This window comes from Streptomyces griseicoloratus (assembly GCF_014534645.1).
In the GTDB taxonomy this organism is placed as follows: Bacteria; Actinomycetota; Actinomycetes; order Streptomycetales; family Streptomycetaceae; genus Streptomyces; species Streptomyces griseicoloratus.
In genome coordinates, this window is record NZ_JACVQF010000211.1 from 61,145 (window position 1) to 80,562 (window position 19,418).

Below are 19,418 nucleotides of genomic sequence, written 5' to 3' on the forward strand. Positions count from 1 at the left end.
TGTCGTCCTCCCGTAGTCCACGTACCGTGACCGCTTCGTCTGGCTTTGCTCAGGCTTGGAACCGGCTTGGTGCGATTATGCACTTACCGGGCCGAGGCGGGGGCAAACAACGCGGAGGTCAGCGGCCCTCCCAGGGCGAAACGTCAGTCGCCCTCCCTGCGTTCCCGCGTCGCCAGCAGCCGGCGCAGCGAGTACAGCCGCGCCGGGTCGGCGTGCCCCTCGGCCACCCACGCGTCCAGCGCGCAGTCCTTCTCGTCGTGGCTGCATGCCCGCGGGCAGCCCGCCGTGCCCGGCTCCAGATCGGGGAACGCGTGGATCACGCGCGACGGATCGATGTGGGCCAGCCCGAACGACCGTACGCCCGGGGTGTCGACGACCCACCCGTCCGCGGCGGAGGACAGCGGCAGGGCGAGCGCGGAGGTCGTCGTGTGCCGGCCGCGGCCCGTCACCGCGTTCACATGGCCCGTGGTGCGCCGGCGCTCCTCGGGCACCAGCGCGTTGACGAGGGTCGTCTTGCCGACGCCGGAGTGGCCGACGAAGGCCGTGACCCTGCCGTCCAGGTGCTCCCGTACGCGGTCGGCGGCGTCGCCGTTCTCCAGTTCCTCGCGGCTGGTGACGACGTACGGGATGTCCAACGCGCCGTACAGCTCCAGGAGTTGGTCCGGCGGGGCCAGGTCCGACTTGGTCATCACCAGCAGCGGTGTCAGTCCGCCGTCGAACGCCGCGACCAGGCAGCGGTCGATCAGGCGTGGGCGCGGCTCGGGATCGGCGAGGGCGGTGACGATGGCGAGCTGGTCGGCGTTGGCGACGACCACCCGCTCGAACGGGTCGTCGTCGTCGGCCGTGCGGCGCAGGACCGAGGTGCGCTCCTCGATGCGGACGATCCGCGCGAGCGTGTCCTTCGCTCCGGACAGGTCGCCGACCAGGGCGACCCGGTCGCCGACGACCGCCGCCTTGCGGCCCAGTTCGCGGGCCTTCATCGCCATGACCGTGCGGTCCTCGACGAGGCAGGTCAGCCGGCCCCGGTCGACCGTGAGGACCATGCCCTCGGCGGCGTCCTCGTGCTTGGGCCGGATGCGCGTGCGCGGCCGGTTGCCCTTGCGGTTGGGGCGCGTGCGGATGTCGTCCTCGTCGGTGTGCTTGCCGTAGCGGCGCATGACGTGTCCCTGCGTTCCTATGCCCCGAGCATCCCGGTCCACAGATCGGGGAAGTCGGGCAGGGTCTTCGCCGTCGTCGCCACGTTCTCGATCCGCACGCCCTCGACCGCGAGGCCGATGATCGCGCCGGCGGTGGCCATGCGGTGGTCCTCGTAGGTGTGGAAGACCCCGCCGTGCAGCGGGCGCGGGCGGATGTGCAGGCCGTCGGCGGTCTCGGTGACGTCACCGCCGAGTTCGTTGATCTCCTTGGTGAGCGCGGCCAGGCGGTCCGTCTCGTGCAGCCGCAGGTGCGCCACCCCGCGCAGGGTCGAGGGGGAGTCCGCGAGGGCGGCGACGGCCGCGATGCCCGGGGTCAGCTCGCCGACCTCGCCGAGATCGACGTCGATGCCGTGCACGGCACCCGATCCGGCGAACACCAGGCCGTAGTCGGTCAGTTCGCAGGAACCGCCCATCTCCGTGAAGATCTCGCGCAGCCGGTCACCGGGCTGCGTCGTGCGCGCCGGCCAGTCGGGGATGACGATCTTGCCGCCGGTCACCAGCGCGGCCGCGAGGAACGGCTGGGCGTTGGACAGGTCGGGTTCGATCGTCAGGTCCCGGCCGAGCAGGGCGCCCGGCGTGACCCGCCAGACGTTCGGCTCGCCGCCGGACTCCGGGGTGTCGACCTGGGCGCCGACCGAGCGCAGCATGTCCACGGTCATGCGGATGTGCGGCATGGACGGCAGGGCCGAGCCGGTGTGCCGGACCTCGACGCCCTGGTTGAAACGCGGGCCGGACAGCAGCAGGGCGCTGACGAACTGCGACGACGACGACGCGTCGATCTCGACCGGTCCGCCCTCCAGGGCGCCCCCGCCGTGCACGGTCATCGGCAGCGCGCCGCGCCCGTCGTCGTCGATGCGGGCACCGAGGGCGCGCAGCGCGTCGATCACGCCGTTCAGGGGCCGCTCGTAGGACCGGGGGTCGCCGTCGAAGCGGACCGGGCCGTCGGCGAGCGTGGCGACCGGCGGCAGGAACCGCATCACCGTGCCGGCGTTGCCGACGTCGACCGTGGCCGGGCCGTGCAGGCCGACCGGGATCACCCGCCAGAACTCGCCGGTGCCCTCCGGGCCGACGCCCTCCTCGATGCCCACGCCCATCGCACGCAGGGCGCCGGCCATCAGCAGGGTGTCGCGCGAGCGCAGCGGGCGGCGCAGCCAGCCGGGCTCGGAGGCGAGGGCGGCCAGCACCAGGGCGCGGTTGGTGACCGATTTGGACCCGGGCACGTGGACCGTCGCGTCGACGGCTCCGCTCGCGTGCGGGGCGGGCCAGAGGGCGGTGTGTGCATCGTTCGGGGCCATGGGCCCCACTTTAGTGGGCGCCCGCCCTCCGGGTACGGCGCCGCCGGGGCCGGCCGTGCCGGGCGGCGGGGCCGCACGCCCGTCCGGCGTCGCGTCCCCGTGCCGTCGGCCCTCCGGGGCGGCTCACAGTTCCAGGAGCCAGCGTCCCCCGCCGATCAGGGAGGACAGGGACACCGCGTGGAACAGGAAGAACCACACCCCCGCGGGCGCGTGGGTCAGCCGGGCCAGCTGGTCGGCGTCCGAGTCGCCGGCCCCTCCGCGCGCCCGCCTCGCCTGCAGCTCGAACGCCGGGCGCACTCCGCCGAGCAGCAGGAACCACACCACCGCGTACGCGAACGCCGCCTGCACCTGTGGCCCGGCCAGCCAGGACACCAGCACGAACGCCCCGCCGGTCAGCACGACCGTGAGCACCCCGTAGGCGTTGCGGACCATCACCAGCAGCGCGACGAGCAGCGCCGTCGCCACCCACAACAGCAGCGTGATGCGTCCCGCGGCCAGCAGCGCGGCGCCGCCGAGGCCGAGCAGCGGAGGAGCGGTGTAGCCGGCGACCGCGGTGAGGATCATGCCGAGCCCGTGCGGCTTGCCCCGGCTGACGGTGAGACCGCTGGTGTCCGAGTGCAGGGTGATGCCGGTCAGCGTGCGTCCGGTGAGCAGCGCGACCAGTCCGTGGCCGCCCTCGTGGGCGATGGTGATCGCGTTGCGGGCCGTCCGCCACAGGGCGGGCGGTACGACGACGGCGAGGGCGGCGGCCAGGGTGGCGACCACCACCCACAGGTCGGGGTCGGGCTGGGTGCCGGTGACCTCGTCCCAGAGCGAGGCGAGCGAGGCCGATGCGAGGTGGACCATGTTCGGTGAGGGCTCCTCGATAGCGCGCGGGGTCTGGCAGTGTGGCACGTATGTGCGGACGGTATGCAGCGAGCAGAAGGCCCGAGGATCTCGCAGGAATCTTTGAGATCGAGAAGTGGGAGCCGCAGGAGACCCTGGAGCCCGACTACAACGTGGCCCCGACCAAAGAGGTCTACGCGGTCCTGGACCGTCCCCTGAAAGACGCGGACGACCCGAAGCCGGTTCGCCAGCTGCGGAAGCTGAAGTGGGGCCTCGTCCCCTCCTGGGCCAAGACGCCCGAGGGCGGCGCCCGCATGATCAACGCGCGCGCGGAGACCGTCCACGAGAAGCCGTCCTTCCGCCGCGCCTTCGCCGCCCGGCGCTGCATCCTGCCCGCCGACGGCTACTACGAGTGGGTCACCGGCAAGCAGGAGCGGGACCTGGAGGTCGAGGGCAGGAAGAAGAGGCCCCGCAAGCAGCCGTACTTCGTGACACCGGCCGACGGGTCGGTGTTCGCGATGGCGGGGCTGTACGAGTTCTGGCGGGACAGGACGCTGCCGGACGACCATCCGCGGGCCTGGTGGGTGACGTGCTCGGTGATCACGACGGAGGCGGAGGCCACCCCGCTCGCCGTCGCCCCGGCCGACGGGCCGCGCTCCCTGGCCGACATCCACCCGCGGATGCCGCTGATGCTGACGCCGGACCGGTGGGACGCCTGGCTGGACCCGGCGCGCACGGACCCCGACGACCTGACCGCGCTGCTGACGCCCCCGCCCGCCGGGCTGATGCGGGCCTTCCCCGTCCCCACGGCGGTCAGCAACGTCCGCAACAACGGTCCGGAGCTGCTGAAGGAGCTGGACGGACCGGAAGAGGGCACACTCTTCTGATGTGACCGGCGAGACATCGAGAGCCTGACGTGACCAGCAAGACCACAGAGACCACCGCCACCACACGGACCGCCGCCAGTACAGAGACCGTCGACACGGAAGCGGGCACCGCCCGCATCACCTGGCACCGGGCGAAGCGGCCCCGCCTCGTGCTGGCCGCGAGCCACGGCGCCGGCGGCGGTATCGGCGCACGCGACCTGCAGGCACTGGCGGCCGCACTGCCGGCGCACGGGGTGACCGTCGCCCTGGTCGAGCAGCCCTGGCGGGTGGCCGGGAAGAAGGTGGCGCCCGCACCGAAGACCCTGGACGCCGGCTGGCGGGGCGTCTGGCCGGCGCTGGCCGCGGCCGGCCTCCCGGTGATCTCCGCAGGGCGCAGCGCCGGGGCCCGGGTCGCCTGCCGTACCGCCGCCGAGCTGGGCGCCCACGCGGTCCTCGCCCTCAGCTTCCCGCTGCACCCGCCGGGCAAGCCCGAGAAGTCCCGCGCGGACGAGCTGCTCGGCGCCGGTGTGCCCACCCTCGTCGTCCAGGGCGGCAACGATCCGTTCGGGAAGCCGGAGGAGTTCCCGGACGGCGCACACCGGCTGATCGAGGTGCCGTACGGCGACCACGGCTTCGCCGTGCCCAAGCGGGCCGGGATCACGCAGGAACAGGCCCTGGAACTGATCACGGACGGCGTCGTGGAGTGGGTCGGCTCACTCGTCCGAGGGCCCCGGGAATGACGGGCGGCCGGTCACTGTTGAGCCGGACATACGTTGCTGAGCAATCAGCGCCGACGCCGTAGGAGAGGAAGTCCGCCGCATGGGTTCGACCTTCTGCCCGAGTCGTGGCAACCGTGCCGACCTGGACTGGACGGTGCTGCACGCGGCGAAGACCGCCCCTATTCGGGCGGCGGGCGGGCCGGATCGTCGTCTATCCTCCGATTCGAGTGGGACCGGTTTCGGTGCCACGCCATCACTGGAGGAGGTGGGTCCGGTCACTGGGACCGACGCAGGGACCGAGCACGGCCAGGCGGAGCAGCCCGAGGGCCGGGGCACGGGTGCGGAGTCGACCGCGGAGCGCAGCGCGCGCTTCGAGCGGGACGCGCTCGAATTCCTCGACCAGATGTACTCGGCCGCGCTGCGCATGACGCGCAACCCGGCCGACGCCGAGGACCTGGTGCAGGAGACGTACGCCAAGGCGTACGCGTCCTTCCACCAGTTCCGCGAGGGCACCAACCTCAAGGCGTGGCTGTACCGGATCCTCACGAACACCTTCATCAACTCGTACCGCAAGAAGCAGCGTGAACCCCAGCGCAGCGCGGCCGAGGAGATCGAGGACTGGCAGCTCGCACGCGCCGAGTCGCACATGTCGACCGGTCTGCGCTCCGCGGAGTCGCAGGCGCTCGACCACCTGCCCGACTCGGACGTCAAGGAAGCGCTCCAGGCGATCCCCGAGGAGTTCCGTATCGCCGTGTATCTGGCGGACGTCGAGGGCTTTGCCTACAAGGAGATCGCCGACATCATGGGGACACCCATCGGTACGGTGATGTCCCGGCTGCACCGGGGCCGCCGTCAGCTGCGCGGCATGCTGGAGGACTACGCCCGCGACCGCGGCCTGGTCCCGGCAGGCGCCGGAGAGTCGAACGAAGCGAAAGGCTCGGGGTCATGAGCTGCGGAGAGCCGCACGAGACGGATTGCAGCGAGATCCTCGATCATCTCTACGAGTTCCTCGACCGTGAGATGCCTGATGCCGAGTGCACCAAGTTCGAGCATCACTTCGAGGAGTGCTCGCCGTGCCTGGAGAAGTACGGGCTGGAGCAGGCCGTGAAGAAGCTGGTCAAGCGATGCTGCGGGCATGACGACGTGCCGGGTGACCTGCGCTCCAAGGTCATGGGCCGGATCGAGCTGATCCGCTCCGGGGAGACCGTGCCCGACCACGACGTCACGGCCGCTCCCGCGACACCGCAGGAGTCCTGAGCCCCCGCGTCACCCGTACGTGCTAATCCGCGGGCCATCGGCCCGCGCATCCCCCCGCCGCCGTCCTAGGCTCCGGAGCCTGACAGGGACGGCCGGGGGAGGGGCTCATGGACGCGATACCGGCGCGGGCGCGTGCGTACGTCGCCGGTGGCGTCCTCGCCGCCGTGCTCAGCGTGTGCGCGCTGCCCGCGGTGCGTACGCCCTGGTGGGCCGTGCTGCTCCTCGCCGCGCTGTACGCGGGCTGTGAGCACGCCGCCCGGTCCCGTTCCGTCGGAACCTGTTACCCCGTGCTGCTCGCCGGGGTCTTCCTGCTGCCGCCGCCCGCCGCCGCCTTCGTGGCACTGCCCGGGGCGCTGCTGGCCCCGGTGGAGCGGCGGCCCGTCGCCCTGCGGCGGATCTGGCGGACCGCGCAGATGATGCTGGCGGTGTGGGCCGCGGCCCGGGTCCACCGGTACCTGGGCGGAGGGGACGCGGTCGTGGCCCCCGACTTCCCCTTCGTGCTCGCGCCGGCCGGGGCGGCCGTGCTGGCGTTCTGCCTGGTGCTGACCCTGCTGGACAGCGGGATCCTGGCACTGGCGGACCGGGTCCCGTGGGGCCGGACCTGGCGTGGGCTGTTCGCGAGGTCGCTCGCGCCGATCGCCGTGCACGGGCTCGCCGGGCTGATGATGGCCGTGCTGTGGCGCAGCCCGTACGGGCCCGTCGCCGCGCTGCTGGTGCTGCTGCCCATGTGCGTCGCCTGGTGGGCGTTCGCCCAGTACCACCGGGAGCGGGCGGCGCACCGGGCGACCATCCGCGCGCTCGTGCAGGCCGTCGACATCAAGGACGGCTACACCCGCGGGCACAGCGAGCGCGTCGGACAGGCGTCCATGATGATCGCCCGCGAGCTGGGCATGGACGACGACCGGGTCGAGATGCTCCGCTTCGCCGGAATCCTGCACGACATCGGCAAGCTCGGGGTGCCCACCCGGCTGCTGCGCAAGGACGGGCCGCTGACGCCCGAGGAGCGACGGGTGATCGAGCTCCATCCCGAGTACGGGCACGAGATGGTGCGCGGCATCCGCTTCCTCGGGGAGGCGCGGGCCGCCGTACTGCACCACCACGAACGGCTGGACGGCAGCGGCTATCCCTATGGCCTGGTCGGTGCGCAGATCCCGGAGTCGGCGCGGGTGGTGGCCGTCGCCGACGCGTTCGACGCGATGACGTCCACGAGGTCCTATCGCAGGGCGCGGCCCGTCGCGGCCGCGGTGGAGGAACTCCAGCGGTGCGCGGGGGCGCAGTTCGACCCGCGGATGGTCGGCGCGCTGGTGCGGGCACTGGGCCGCGCGGGCGAGGCCGGGGGCGGGTCGGGGCGACTGCCCGCGGTGACGTCCGACACCCTGCTGCCGTCCGGCAGGTACCCGTCCACCGGGCCGCCCGCCCCGGACCGGCCTGCTGGGCCCCCGCCCATCACGGACCGCACCGGAGTGGGGACACCCTCCGGGGAGGCGGGGCCGGAAGGACGGTCCTCCGCCGACCGCACCGGACCGGGGTTCGCCTCCGACGAGGCCGGATCGCGGCCATCCGCCTCCGGGCGGGCCGGGGTGGGGCGGTTGGCCGCGGGGGAGGGGGCGGGTTCCGCGCCGGGTGGCGCGGGATCGTGGTGGCCGGGCTCTGGGCAGGCCGGGGTCGGGCGGTCGGCCGAAGGTGCGGAGGCGGATTCCTTGCGCGGTGGTGCCGGATCGCGGCGATCCGCTTCCGGGCGGGCCGGGGTGGGGCCATCGTCCGAGGGGGCGGGGGCGGAGTCCTCGCGTGGGGGTGCCGGATCGTCGTGGTCGGGCTCCGGGGCGGGGGGTTCCTCGGGGCGGGCGCGGGGGTGGTCCGGTGGTGGTGGCTGGAGTGGGCCTTGAGGGGGGTTCGGCCGCTGCTGGTGCCGGCGGCGATTCATGCCTGCGCGGGCGTCGTCGCGCTCGCGTGTCTCGCCTCCGTCCTGTGGAACGGACTGGAGGACCGTCCCGTCGCCCTCGCGTTCGGCGCCCTCGTCACCTTGGGGGAGCTGACCCGCCGCGCCGGCGCCGAGGACCGGGAGGCCGCGCCCCTCGGAGCCGCCGGCGCCCTGGCGTACGTGCTGCTCGGGGCGGACGCCGGACAGCCCACGCACCACGGCGTCGCCCAGACCGTGACCGTCGTGCTCGCGGCGTCGCTGGCAGGCGGCGTGCCGCACATCGCCCACGGCGGCGGGCCCCTGCCGGACCAGATGGCGCGGCGCGTGCTCACCGTCGCCTTCGCCGCCGTGTGCTTCCAGCCGCTGTCCGGCCAGGGCACCTTCCGCGACTGGTGCGGCCCCGCCCACGCCCTGCTGCTGCTCGCGCTGCTCGCCCTGACCGCACTGTGCGACGCCGTGCTGGCCGCGGCACCCGCGCACGCGCGCACCGGGTGGCCCTTCGGCCCGCTGCTGCGCGAAGAGCTGCGCGGCATGGCCGGGATCACCTCCGCCGTGTGCGCGACGGGCGCGGTGATGGCCCTCGCGGTCGCCGTCGCGGGGCTGTGGGCGCTGCCCGTCTTCTCCGTGCCGCTGCTGCTCACCCAGCTGTCCTACCGCCGCTACGCCGCCGTACGCGCCACCTACCGGCAGACCATCGCCTCCCTCGCCCGGGCCACCGAGATCGCCGGCTGCACCCCGCCCGGGCACGCCCGGCGCGTCGCCGAGCTCGGCGTGGCCGTCGGTCGTGAGCTGGGGCTGTCCGGCCCCGAGCTGACCGTGCTGGAGTACGCGGCCCTCATGCACGACATCGGGCAGCTGAGCCTGGTCGACCCGGTTCCGTCGGGGGCGACCGCGGGACTGCCCGTCGCGGAGCAGCGGCGGATCGCGCTGCTCGGCGGCGCCGTCGTCCGCCAGACCGGGGTCGACGCGGCGGTCGCGGTGGTGGTGGAGCGGCAGGCGGACCCGTGCGCGGAGCAGCCGGTCGCCGCGCGGATCGTGCGGGCCGTGAACGCCTACGAGGAGAAGGCGCGGGACGCCGGTCCCACGGGCGCCCTCACGGCGCTGGAGGAACTGCGCCTGACCACCGCGGGTGACTACGACCCCGAGGTCGTGGAGTCACTCGCGCGGGTACTGTCGCGTGGCCGGCCCGGGCTGTCTGACCGTGTCCGAGCTGGGTAACCCATGGGTAATGAGCGAGCTTCCAGCCGTACGTGGTTGGATGCGAAGGAGAGGGTGTCCGGGGGCGCAGCAAGGCACGGCCAGCCCACTGAACGGAACTGGCAGGCGGGAATCGTGAGGATCTTCGGCAAGGGACGGCACCGGCCCTCCGCCTCCTGGCGGAAGGCCACCGACCGCGCGTTCACGCTGATCGGGGACGGCCGCTACGAGGACGCGGGCGCACTGCTGACACGGGCCGCCGATCTGGAGCCCTGGCTGTCGGAGTCGTGGTTCAACCTCGCCCTGCTGCACAAGTTCCGGCACGACTGGGAGCAGGCCAGAGCGGCCGGCCTGCGGGCCGTCGCGCTGCTCGACCGGGACATCGGGGCGCCCGACTGGTGGAACGTCGGCATCGCCGCCACCGCCCTGCAGGACTGGCCGCTGGCCCGGCGGGCCTGGCAGGCGTACGGGCTGCGCACCCCGGGCGACGCGACGGACTCCGGCGAGCCCCTCGGCATGGACCTGGGCAGCGCGGCCGTACGGCTGTCCCCGGAAGGGGAGGCCGAGGTGGTGTGGGGCAGGCGGCTGGACCCCGCCCGGATCGAGGTGCTGTCCATTCCGCTGCCGTCCTCCGGGCGGCGCTGGGGCGAGGTCGTGCTGCACGACGGCGTGCCGCACGGCGAGCGGACCACCTCCGCCGGGCACGCCTACCCGGTCTTCGACGAGATCGAGTTGTGGGCGCCCTCGCCCGTGCCCACCTGGGTGGTGCTGCTGGAGGCCGCCACCGAGTCCGACCGGGACGCGCTGGAGCAACTGGCCGCCGACGCGGGCTTCGCCGCCGAGGACTGGTCGTCCTCCGTACGCCTGCTGTGCCGGATGTGCTCGGAGTCCCGGATGCCGTCCGACGAGGGCGACGGGGAGCACCTCGACCCGCACGACCACAGTGAACCGGGCCACCCGGGGCCGCTCGGCCACCGCACCGACGGACAGCTGTGGGTGCCGGAGCGTGAGTGCGGGGTGGCCGCGCCGGCTGCGCTGGTGAGGGGGCTGCTGGACGGGTGGGTTGCGGACAGCCCGGATTCCCGCGACTGGCGGGATCTTGAAGAGGTCTGCTGAGAGCCGTTGCCGACAGCGGGTCCGTCGCGGCTGGTCGCGCCCGCGCGGCGGAGCCGCACAGCGACACAGTCCCGCGCCCTGAAGGGGCGCTCCCCCCGTACCCTGTATCAGGCATCTAACCCGGGTTTCACTCAGGAAGGCGTACGTCGGTCATGGCGCAGCAGGACACCGATCAGCAGCACGCGGGCGTGCTCCCCGTCGACGACGAGGGCTTCGTCGTCGACACCGAGGACTGCGAGGGGCGCGAGACCGCCTGGCGCGAGCGCGGCACCTCGCGTCCGATCACCGTGGTCGGGAACCCGGTCCTGCACAAGGAGTGCCGGGACGTCACGGAGTTCGGCGACGAACTCCAGCAGCTGGTCGCGGACATGTTCGCCAGCCAGCGCACCGCCGAGGGCGTGGGCCTGGCCGCCAACCAGATCGGCGTCGACCTGAAGGTCTTCGTCTACGACTGCCCCGACGACGAGGGCGTCCGGCACGTCGGCGTGGTCTGCAACCCCAGGCTCGTCGAGCTGCCCGCCGACCGGCGCCGGCTGGACGACAGCAACGAGGGCTGCCTGTCCGTGCCGACCGCCTACGCACCGCTCGCCCGCCCCGACTACGCCGAGGTGACCGGGCAGGACGAGAAGGGCAACCCGATCAAGGTGCGCGGTACCGGCTACTTCGCGCGGTGCCTCCAGCACGAGACGGACCACCTGTACGGCTACCTCTACATCGACCGGCTCTCCAAGCGCGAACGCAAGGACGCGCTGCGGCAGATGGCCGAGAACGAGCCGCGCTACCCGGTGGTCGCCAACGACTGAGACCGCTTCACCGGCCTCACCACCCTCCTGCGCACGGCGCCTGTTCGGGAACACCCCCCGCACCAGGCGCCGTTCGTCTGTCCGTCACACGTTCGATCCCGTCCGCTCGCCCGCTGATCCAGAACCTGTCACACAACAGGAGAATTCAGGCACCGCAAGGTAGTGAATGGAGCAAATCCGTTCCCAGAACGGTCAGTTGTGGTGCTGAATGGGAAGTGCGGGGATACGCAACGGCGCACGCCCCGCACAACCGGAGGGGTGCGCCACCGGCGGCTGAGAGGGGTTTGTTCGTGCATGCTTTCTCACACGGCACCACAGCGACACCGACGGCGATCGCGGTACCACCGCAGCTTTCACTCCCGGTGATCGAGGCGGCCTTTCCCCGGCAACTGCACGCGTATTGGCCGAGGCTCCAGGAGAAGACCCGTACCTGGCTGCTGGAAAAGCGCCTCATGCCGGCGGACAAGGTGGCGGAATATGCCGACGGCCTGTGCTACACGGACCTCATGGCGGGGTACTACCTGGGTGCCCCCGACGAGGTGCTGCAGGCGATAGCGGACTACAGCGCGTGGTTCTTCGTCTGGGACGACCGGCACGACCGCGACATCGTCCACCGCCGCCCCGCGGCCTGGCGCAGGCTGCGGGACCGGCTGCACACGGCCCTGGACGCCCCAGGGGACCATCTGTGCCATCAGGACCCGCTGGTCGCGGGGTTCGCCGACAGCGTGCTGCGCCTGTACGCGTTCCTGCCGGGTACGTGGAACGCCCGGTTCGCGCGGCACTTCCACGCGGTGATCGACGCGTACGACCGGGAGTTCCACAACCGCACCCACGGAATCGTGCCCGGCGTGGAGGAGTACCTCGAACTGCGCCGGCTGACCTTCGCCCACTGGATCTGGACCGACCTGCTGGAGCCGAGCGCGGGCTGTGAACTCCCGGACGCCGTGCGGAAACACCCCGCATATCGCCGGGCGGCACTGCTGAGCCAGGAATTCGCCGCCTGGTACAACGACCTCTGCTCGCTGCCGAAAGAAATAGCGGGCGACGAGGTGCACAATCTCGGAATCAGTCTCATCACACATGAGGGGCTGACCCTCGAAGAAGCGATCGGAGAAGTCCGGCGACGTGTCGAGGAATGCATCAAGGAATTCCTCGAAGTGGAGCAGGAAGCGTTACGGTTCGCCGACGAACTCGACGACGGGACCGTACGCGGAAAGGAACTGAGCGGCGCCGTCCGCACCTGCGTCGGCAATATGCGGAACTGGTTCAGTTCCGTCTACTGGTTCCACCACGAGTCCGGCCGGTACATGGTCGACAGCTGGGACGACCGGTCCACGCCCCCGTACGTCAACAACGAAGCGGCAGGTGAGAAATGACCGTCGAGTCCGTCAACCCCGAGACCCGGGCACAGCCGACGGGGGAGCTGCGCGAGCCACCGCTGGCCGGCGGCGGCGTCCCGCTCCTCGGCCACGGCTGGAGGCTGGCCCGCGATCCGCTGGCCTTCATGTCCCAGCTGCGCGACCACGGCGACGTCGTCCGCATCAAGCTCGGCCCGAAGACCGTGTACGCGGTCACCACCCCGGCCCTCACCGGCGCCCTGGCGCTGAGCCCCGACTACCACATCGCCGGACCGCTGTGGGAGTCGTTGGAGGGCCTGCTCGGCAAGGAGGGCGTGGCGACCGCCAACGGCCCCCTGCACCGGCGCCAGCGCCGCACCATCCAGCCCGCCTTCAAGCTCGACGCCATCCCGGCCTACGGGCCGATCATGGAGGAGGAGGCCCACGCCCTCACCGAGCGCTGGCAGCCGGGGCGCGCCATCGACGCCACCTCGGAGTCCTTCCGCGTCGCCGTGCGCGTCGCGGCCCGCTGCCTGCTGCGGGGCCAGTACATGGACGAGCGGGCCGAGCGCCTGTGCGTCGCCCTCGCCACCGTCTTCCGGGGCATGTACCGGCGGATGGTGGTCCCGCTCGGTCCGCTCTACCGGCTGCCGCTGCCCGCCAATCGGGAATTCAACAGCGCACTGGCCGATTTGCATCTCCTGGTCGACGAGATCATCGCCGAGCGCCGTGCATCTGGTCAAAAGCCGGACGATTTGCTGACGGCATTGCTGGAAGCAAAGGACGACAATGGCGATCCGATCGGGGAACAGGAGATCCACGACCAGGTCGTCGCGATACTCACCCCGGGCAGTGAAACCATCGCCTCCACGATCATGTGGTTGCTGCAGGCACTTGCCGAACACCCGGAACACACCGACCGCATACGCGACGAAGTGGAAGCGGTCACCGGCGGACGGCCCGTGGCATTCGAGGACGTCCGCAAGCTCACCCACACCGGCAATGTCATCGTCGAGGCCATGCGTTTGCGCCCGGCCGTATGGGTATTGACGCGGCGCGCGGTGGTCGACACCGAACTCGGTGCCTATCGCATTCCGGCCGGGGCCGACATCATCTACAGTCCCTACGCCATCCAGCGCGACCCGAAGTCGTACGCCGATCACCTGGAGTTCGACCCGGACCGATGGCTTCCGGAGCGGGTGAAGGACCTGCCGAAATACGCCATGAGGCCGTTCAGTCTGGGCAATCGCAAGTGCCCCAGCGATCACTTCTCGATGGCGCAGCTGACCCTGATCACGGCGGCGCTGGCCACCAAGTACCGCTTCGAGCAGGTGCCGGGCTCCAACGACGCCGTACGGGTCGGCATCACCCTGCGGCCGCACGACCTGAGGGTCAGGCCCGTGGCGCGGTGACGGGCAGGACTCAGGCGGCGGCCTCCGGCCCCCGGAACGTGCGCCGGTAGGCGTGCGGGGTGGTGCCCAGGGACCTGACGAACTGGTGTCTGAGGGCCGCCGCCGTACCGAACCCGGTGCGCCAGGCGATCGCGTCCATCGTCTCGTCCGTCGCCTCCAGCAGCCGCTGGGCCAGCAGCACGCGCTGGCGCAGGATCCAGCGGTAGGGAGTCGTACCCGTCTCCTGCTGGAAGCGGCGGGCGAAGGTCCGCGGTGACATGTGCGCCCGAGCGGCGAGCTGCTCGACGGTGACCTCCTGGTCGAGGTGCTGCTCCATCCAGGCCAGCACCTCGCCGACGGTGTCGCAGGAGGAGCGCGGCAGCGGCCGCTCGATGTACTGCGCCTGCCCGCCGGCCCGGTGCGGTGGTACGACCATGCGCCGGGCGATCTTGTTGGCGACCTCCGGCCCCTGCTCCTTGCGGACGATGTGCAGACAGGCGTCGATCCCGGCCGCCGTGCCGGCGGAGGTGATCACCGGGTCCTCGTCGACGTAGAGCACGTCCGGCGCCACGGCCGCCCGCGGGTACTGCCGGGCCAGCTCGGCGGCGTGGTGCCAGTGCACCGCGCACCGCCGCCCGTCCAGCAGTCCCGCGGCGCCCAGCACGAAGACCCCCGAGCACACGCTCAGCACCCGCGCGCCCCGGTCCACCGCCCGCCGCAGGGCGTCCAGCAGTTCGGGCGGATACTCCCGCCCGACGTAGTCGCTCCCGGCCGGCACGGCGATCAGGTCCGCCTCGTCGAGCCGGTCGAGACCGTACGGCGTGGAGACGCTCAGCCCGCCGACGTGGGTGCTGAGCGCGGGGCCCTCGGCGGAGACCACCGCGAAGTCGTACACCGGCAGCCCGTCGTCGCTGCGGTCGATGCCGAAGACCTCGCAGACCACGCCGAGCTCGAAGGGATGCACGCCGTCCAGCAGGACGGCGGCCACGTTCTGCAGCATGCCGCCAGTGTGCCTCGGGAGTGGCAGGAAATCGAGGTCTTACGGCAGTCCTGCCACTCCCGGTAAGGAGTATCCGGCGGGACAGTGGTGTCATGACCGGAAACCAGATAGAAGCCCTGATCGGAATGCTCGTGACCTTCGGACTCCTGGTCCTCATGGTCCTCCCCTCGGTGATCGGCATCGTGCGCGACCGGCGCATCGACCGTCAGATCAGGGAGGCCCAGGAGGACCGGGAAGCCGGGAAGGAGCCCCAGCCTCAGAAGTCCTCGTCCAGGTCGACGGTGCCCTCCACCGCCACCTGGTACGCCGACGGGCGCCGTTCGAAGAAGTTGGTCAGCTCCTGAACCCCCTGGAGCTCCATGAAGGAGAAGGGGTTCTCGGAGCCGTACACCGGGGCGAAGCCGAGGCGCGTCAGGCGCTGGTCGGCCACGCACTCCAGGTACTGCCGCATCGAGTCGGTGTTCATGCCCGGGAGGCCGTCACCGCACAGGTCGCGCGCGAACTGCAGCTCGGCCTCGACGGCCTCCCGCAGCATGTCGGTGACCTGCCGCCGGAGGTCGTCGTCGAAGAGCTCCGGCTCCTCCTTGCGCACGGTGTCGACCACGTCGAAGGCGAAGGACATGTGCATCGTCTCGTCGCGGAACACCCAGTTGGTGCCGGTCGCCAGGCCGTGCAGCAGGCCCCGGCTGCGGAACCAGTACACGTAGGCGAAGGCGCCGTAGAAGAACAGGCCCTCGATGCACGCGGCGAAGCAGATGAGGTTGAGCAGGAAGCGGCGGCGGTCGGCCTGCGTCTCCAGGCGGTCGATCTCCTCCACCGAGTCCATCCACGTGAAGCAGAACTCGGCCTTCTCCCGGATGGAGGGGATGTTCTCCACGGCCGCGAACGCCGCGGCGCGGTCGTCCGGGTCGGGCAGGTAGGTGTCCAGCAGGGTCAGGTAGAACTGGACGTGGACGGCCTCCTCGAAGAGCTGACGGGACAGGTACAGCCGCGCCTCGGGGGAGTTGATGTGCTTGTAGAGGGTCAGCACCAGGTTGTTCGCCACGATCGAGTCGCCGGTGGCGAAGAAGGCCACGAGCCGCCCGATCAGGTGCTGCTCGGCCGGGCTGAGCCTGGCGAGGTCGGCCACGTCCGAGTGGAGGTCTACCTCCTCCACGGTCCAGGTGTTCTTGATGGCGTCCCGGTAGCGCTCGTAGAAGTCGGGGTAGCGCATGGGGCGCAGGGTCAGCTCGAAGCCGGGGTCGAGCAGGTTCTTGGTCGCGCCGGACACGGTTTCGGTGGGCATTACTGGCAGGCCTCGCAGGACTCGGGGTTTTCCAGGGAGCAGGCGACCGCTTCGGGGTCCGGGGTGGCCTGCACGGGGACGGTGGCGCGCGCCGCGCGGGCGATGCGGGTCGCCGGGCGGGAGCGCAGGTAGTACGTGGTCTTCAGGCCCTGCTTCCATGCGTAGGCGTACATCGAGGAGAGCTTGCCGATGGTCGGCGTCTCCATGAACAGGTTCAGGGACTGGGCCTGGTCGAGGTACGGCGTGCGGGCCGCGGCCATGTCGATCAGTCCGCGCTGCGGGATCTCCCAGGCGGTGCGGTACAGCCGGCGCACGTCCTCCGGGATCCAGGCGAAGCCCTGCACCGAGCCGTTCGCCTCGCGCAGCGCCTCACGGGTGCGGGCGTCCCACACGCCGAGCCGCTTGAGGTCGTTCACCAGGTAGGAGTTGACCTGGAGGAACTCGCCGGACAGCGTCTCGCGCTTGAACAGGTTGGACACCTGCGGCTCGATGCACTCGTACACGCCCGCGATGGAGGCGATCGTGGCGGTGGGCGCGATCGCGAGGAGCAGGGAGTTGCGCAGTCCGGTCGCGGCGATACGGGTCCGCAGGGCCGCCCAGCGCTCGGGCCAGGCCGGCTCGACGCCGTAGTGGTCGGGGTGCAGCACGCCCCGGGCCGTACGGGTCTTCTCCCAGGCCGGCAGCGGGCCGTTGCGCTCGGCGAGGTCGGCGGAGGTCTCGTACGCGGCGAGCATGATCCGCTCGGCGATACGGGTGGACAGGTCCTTGGCCTCGGGGGAGTCGAAGGGCAGGCGCAGCTGGAAGAAGACGTCCTGGAGGCCCATCGCGCCGAGGCCCACCGGGCGCCAGCGGGCGTTGGAGCGGCCGGCCTGCTCGGTCGGGTAGAAGTTGATGTCGACGACCCGGTCCAGGAAGGTGACGGCGGTGCGGACGGTGGCGTCCAGCCGCTCCCAGTCGATGTCCCCGCCGGCCACGAAGGCGCCCAGGTTGACCGAGCCCAGGTTGCAGACCGCCGTCTCGCCGTCGTCGGTGACCTCCAGGATCTCCGTGCAGAGGTTGGAGGAGTGGATGACGTGACCGGGCTCCGCGGTCTGGTTGGCGGTGCGGTTGGCAGCGTCCTTGAAGGTCATCCAGCCGTTGCCGGTCTGCGCGAGCGTGCGCATCATGCGGCCGTACAGCTCACGGGCGGGGAGGGTCTTCTTCGCCAGGCCCCTCGCCTCGGCGTCCCGGTAGGCCGCGTCGAACTCCTCGCCCCACAGGTCGGTCAGCTCGGGCACGTCCGACGGCGAGAACAGCGACCACTGCCCGTCGGCGTCCACGCGGCGCATGAACTCGTCCGGGATCCAGTGCGCGAGGTTCAGGTTGTGCGTGCGGCGGGCGTCCTCGCCGGTGTTGTCCCGCAGCTCCAGGAACTCCTCGATGTCCGCGTGCCAGGTCTCCAGGTAGACCGCCGCCGCGCCCTTGCGCCGGCCGCCCTGGTTCACGGCGGCGACCGAGGCGTCCAGCGTCTTCAGGAAGGGGACGATGCCGTTGGAGTGCCCGTTGGTGCCGCGGATCAGTGAACCCCGGGCGCGGACGCGGGAGTAGGCGATGCCGATGCCGCCGGCGTGCTTGGAGAGGCGGGCGACCTGGAGGTAGCGCTCGTAGATCGAGTCCAGCTCGTCCCTGGGGGAGTCCAGGAGGTAGCAGGACGACATCTGGGCGTGCCGGGTGCCGGAGTTGAACAGGGTGGGGGAGGAGGGCAGGTAGTCCAGGCGGCTCATCAGGCCGTAGAGGGCGGCCACTTCGTCGAGGGACCGCTCGGTGTCGTCCTCGGCGAGGCCGGCGGCGACGCGCAGCAGGAAGTGCTGGGGCGTCTCGACGACCTTGCGGGTGAGCGGGTGCCTGAGCAGGTAGCGGCTGTGCAGGGTGCGCAGTCCGAAGTAGCCGAACCGGTCGTCGGCGTCCGGGTCGACCAGCGCGTCCAGGCGGCCCGCGTGCAGACGGACGAACGCTGCCGTACGGTCGGCGATCAGGCCCTCGCGGTGGCCGGCGGCGACGGACTCGGTGAAGGTCGTGACGCCCTGGGAGGCGGCCTCGGCGCGGATGGAGAGGGTCAGCAGCCGGGCGGCCAGCCGGGAGTAGGCGGGGTCCTCCGAGATCAGGCCGGCCGCGGCCTCCGTGGCCAGCTCCCGCAGCTCGGTCTCGTCGGCGTGCGCGGACCGGCCGCGCAGGGCGGCGGCGGCGACCCGGCCGGGGTCGGCGTCGGGGAGGTCGGCGGTCAGGCCGGTCAGGGTGCGCAGCAGCGCGGCACCCGGTCCGTCGGGTTCCTCGGTCGCCGGGATCGCTGAAGCCGGATCGGCTGGCGCGATGGTCACGTGGGGTCTCCCTCGCTCGGCACGGGGCCTGGCGGAGGGCAGGGGCAGCTCACGAGCGCGCACGGCGTCGCGTCCACCGGCCCACTCCACGAGGCCCGGACGTCATGGCACCCGGACCGGACGGCCGGGCGCACTGTCGGCAGGTCCTCGGACTGAAGCCTGTGCGGGCGCACGCGGACACACGGAGATGCGGACACGCGAACACGCACAAGTACACCGTTGCGGGACAGTTCCGGATTCGCACCGGATTCCCCTGCGGCGACAGCGAGCATGAGCATACATCTTGTGCCGCGTTCCGGTAGCACCCCCAGATGTTGTGTCCCGGCGGCTTCAGAGGGTCAACTGGTAAGTGAGCAGAGTGATGTCGTCCAGGTCCGGGAGCGGGTTCCAGTCCCGCTCCGGCGTGCGGACGAAGCCCAGGCGTTCGTAGATCCGGTGCGCCGTGTGCATCGTGCGCTGGGTCGACAGCACCAGGCGCTCGCAGCCCGCGACGGCCCGGGCACGGTCGACGCAGGTGCGCACCAGGGCCTCGCCGACACCGCGTCCGCGCGCCTCACGGGCGACGGCGAGCATGCGTATCTCGGCCTCGCCGGGCGCCGCGATGTCGGCCATGGAGCCGCCGGACGGCACGAAGGTGACGCCGCCCAGGACGCGCTCGTCCGCCGTGGCGACCAGCACCTCGGCGGCCGCCGCCCGCTTGGCCACGTCCCTCAGTTCGACGAGGTACGCGTCGCTCTCCCCGAAGTCGAGGAGGCCGTCCTGAAGGTATGCCTGCGCGGTGATCTCGCCGAGTGCCTCGTACTCCTCGGGGGCCGCCTGCCGGATGACGATGTCCATGGAGGCGAGTGTGCCC

The 19,418-nt window shown here is 71.8% G+C and carries 17 protein-coding genes, 1 pseudogene and 1 riboswitch; of the genes and pseudogenes, 11 read left to right on the plus strand and 7 right to left on the minus strand.

Annotated features, from left to right (window positions below; translation table 11 throughout):
* Positions 1–143: 143 nt before the first annotated feature.
* The 3 genes from rsgA to H0H10_RS24785 all read right to left on the minus strand — a co-directional run bounded on the left by rsgA (position 144) and on the right by H0H10_RS24785 (position 3,337).
* The gene (gene rsgA / locus H0H10_RS24775) at positions 144–1,157 is read right to left on the minus strand and encodes a ribosome small subunit-dependent GTPase A (protein ID WP_188183306.1); all 1,014 of its coding nucleotides are present in this window, start codon (positions 1,155–1,157) and stop codon (positions 144–146) included.
* 17 nt (positions 1,158–1,174) lie between these two features.
* On the minus strand, positions 1,175–2,491 hold the full coding sequence (gene aroA / locus H0H10_RS24780; RefSeq protein WP_188183307.1) for a 3-phosphoshikimate 1-carboxyvinyltransferase: 1,317 nt from the start codon (positions 2,489–2,491) through the stop codon (positions 1,175–1,177).
* 123 nt (positions 2,492–2,614) lie between these two features.
* Positions 2,615–3,337 carry a M50 family metallopeptidase gene (locus tag H0H10_RS24785; protein WP_188183308.1) on the minus strand — a complete coding sequence of 241 codons (723 nt, stop codon included), beginning with the start codon at positions 3,335–3,337 and terminating at the stop codon, positions 2,615–2,617.
* Positions 3,338–3,387: 50 nt separating this feature from the next.
* Between H0H10_RS24785 and H0H10_RS24790 the strand changes: the two genes are divergently transcribed.
* The 10 genes and pseudogenes from H0H10_RS24790 to H0H10_RS24835 all read left to right on the plus strand — a co-directional run bounded on the left by H0H10_RS24790 (position 3,388) and on the right by H0H10_RS24835 (position 13,944).
* Positions 3,388–4,203, plus strand: coding sequence for an SOS response-associated peptidase (locus tag H0H10_RS24790; protein ID WP_188183309.1), 816 nt, complete (start codon positions 3,388–3,390; stop codon positions 4,201–4,203).
* A gap of 29 nt (positions 4,204–4,232) precedes the next feature.
* Positions 4,233–4,922 (plus strand): alpha/beta hydrolase family protein, encoded by a 690-nt coding sequence (locus H0H10_RS24795; protein ID WP_188183310.1) that lies wholly within the window; start codon positions 4,233–4,235, stop codon positions 4,920–4,922.
* A gap of 244 nt (positions 4,923–5,166) precedes the next feature.
* A complete protein-coding gene (sigR, locus tag H0H10_RS24800) occupies positions 5,167–5,850 on the plus strand; it encodes an RNA polymerase sigma factor SigR (RefSeq protein WP_188183311.1) in 684 nt (227 codons plus the stop codon).
* Positions 5,847–6,158 carry a mycothiol system anti-sigma-R factor gene (gene rsrA / locus H0H10_RS24805; protein ID WP_188183312.1) on the plus strand — a complete coding sequence of 104 codons (312 nt, stop codon included), beginning with the start codon at positions 5,847–5,849 and terminating at the stop codon, positions 6,156–6,158. Before sigR ends, rsrA begins: the two co-directional genes overlap by 4 nt.
* A 107-nt stretch (positions 6,159–6,265) precedes the next feature.
* Positions 6,266–7,615 (plus strand): annotated as a pseudogene (locus tag H0H10_RS24810) (HD-GYP domain-containing protein); the annotation flags it as partial.
* A gap of 425 nt (positions 7,616–8,040) precedes the next feature.
* A complete protein-coding gene (locus H0H10_RS24815) occupies positions 8,041–9,297 on the plus strand; it encodes an HD-GYP domain-containing protein (protein WP_188183313.1) in 1,257 nt (418 codons plus the stop codon).
* A 114-nt stretch (positions 9,298–9,411) separates the two neighbouring features.
* Positions 9,412–10,392: a tetratricopeptide repeat protein gene (locus tag H0H10_RS24820; protein WP_188183314.1), complete on the plus strand. Its 981-nt coding sequence runs from the start codon at positions 9,412–9,414 to the stop codon at positions 10,390–10,392.
* Positions 10,393–10,544: 152 nt separating this feature from the next.
* A complete protein-coding gene (def, locus tag H0H10_RS24825) occupies positions 10,545–11,195 on the plus strand; it encodes a peptide deformylase (protein WP_188183315.1) in 651 nt (216 codons plus the stop codon).
* A gap of 290 nt (positions 11,196–11,485) precedes the next feature.
* Positions 11,486–12,571, plus strand: coding sequence for an epi-isozizaene synthase (gene cyc1 / locus H0H10_RS24830; RefSeq protein ID WP_188183316.1), 1,086 nt, complete (start codon positions 11,486–11,488; stop codon positions 12,569–12,571).
* Positions 12,568–13,944, plus strand: a complete 1,377-nt coding sequence (locus H0H10_RS24835; protein WP_188183317.1) for a bifunctional albaflavenone monooxygenase/terpene synthase — start codon at positions 12,568–12,570, stop codon at positions 13,942–13,944. The genes cyc1 and H0H10_RS24835 overlap by 4 nt, the downstream gene beginning before the upstream one ends.
* A 10-nt stretch (positions 13,945–13,954) precedes the next feature.
* Here the strand turns inward: H0H10_RS24835 and H0H10_RS24840 are convergent, their stop codons facing one another.
* Positions 13,955–14,923 carry a GlxA family transcriptional regulator gene (locus H0H10_RS24840; RefSeq protein WP_188183318.1) on the minus strand — a complete coding sequence of 323 codons (969 nt, stop codon included), beginning with the start codon at positions 14,921–14,923 and terminating at the stop codon, positions 13,955–13,957.
* A gap of 92 nt (positions 14,924–15,015) precedes the next feature.
* On the opposite strand from H0H10_RS24840, the gene H0H10_RS24845 reads away from it, so the two are divergent.
* Positions 15,016–15,267, plus strand: a complete 252-nt coding sequence (locus H0H10_RS24845; RefSeq protein WP_188183319.1) for a hypothetical protein — start codon at positions 15,016–15,018, stop codon at positions 15,265–15,267.
* Here H0H10_RS24845 and H0H10_RS24850 read toward each other — a convergent pair.
* The 3 genes from H0H10_RS24850 to H0H10_RS24860 form a co-directional block, all read right to left on the minus strand.
* On the minus strand, positions 15,180–16,208 hold the full coding sequence (locus tag H0H10_RS24850; RefSeq protein WP_188183320.1) for a ribonucleotide-diphosphate reductase subunit beta: 1,029 nt from the start codon (positions 16,206–16,208) through the stop codon (positions 15,180–15,182). The two genes, H0H10_RS24845 and H0H10_RS24850, sit on opposite strands and share 88 nt — an antisense overlap.
* Positions 16,208–18,565, minus strand: coding sequence for a ribonucleoside-diphosphate reductase subunit alpha (locus tag H0H10_RS24855; protein ID WP_188183321.1), 2,358 nt, complete (start codon positions 18,563–18,565; stop codon positions 16,208–16,210). The genes H0H10_RS24850 and H0H10_RS24855 overlap by 1 nt, the downstream gene beginning before the upstream one ends.
* Positions 18,566–18,686: 121 nt before the next feature.
* A riboswitch (cobalamin riboswitch) is annotated at positions 18,687–18,843 on the minus strand.
* 52 nt (positions 18,844–18,895) lie between these two features.
* The gene (locus H0H10_RS24860) at positions 18,896–19,402 is read right to left on the minus strand and encodes a GNAT family N-acetyltransferase (RefSeq protein ID WP_188183322.1); all 507 of its coding nucleotides are present in this window, start codon (positions 19,400–19,402) and stop codon (positions 18,896–18,898) included.
* Positions 19,403–19,418: the final 16 nt, after the last annotated feature.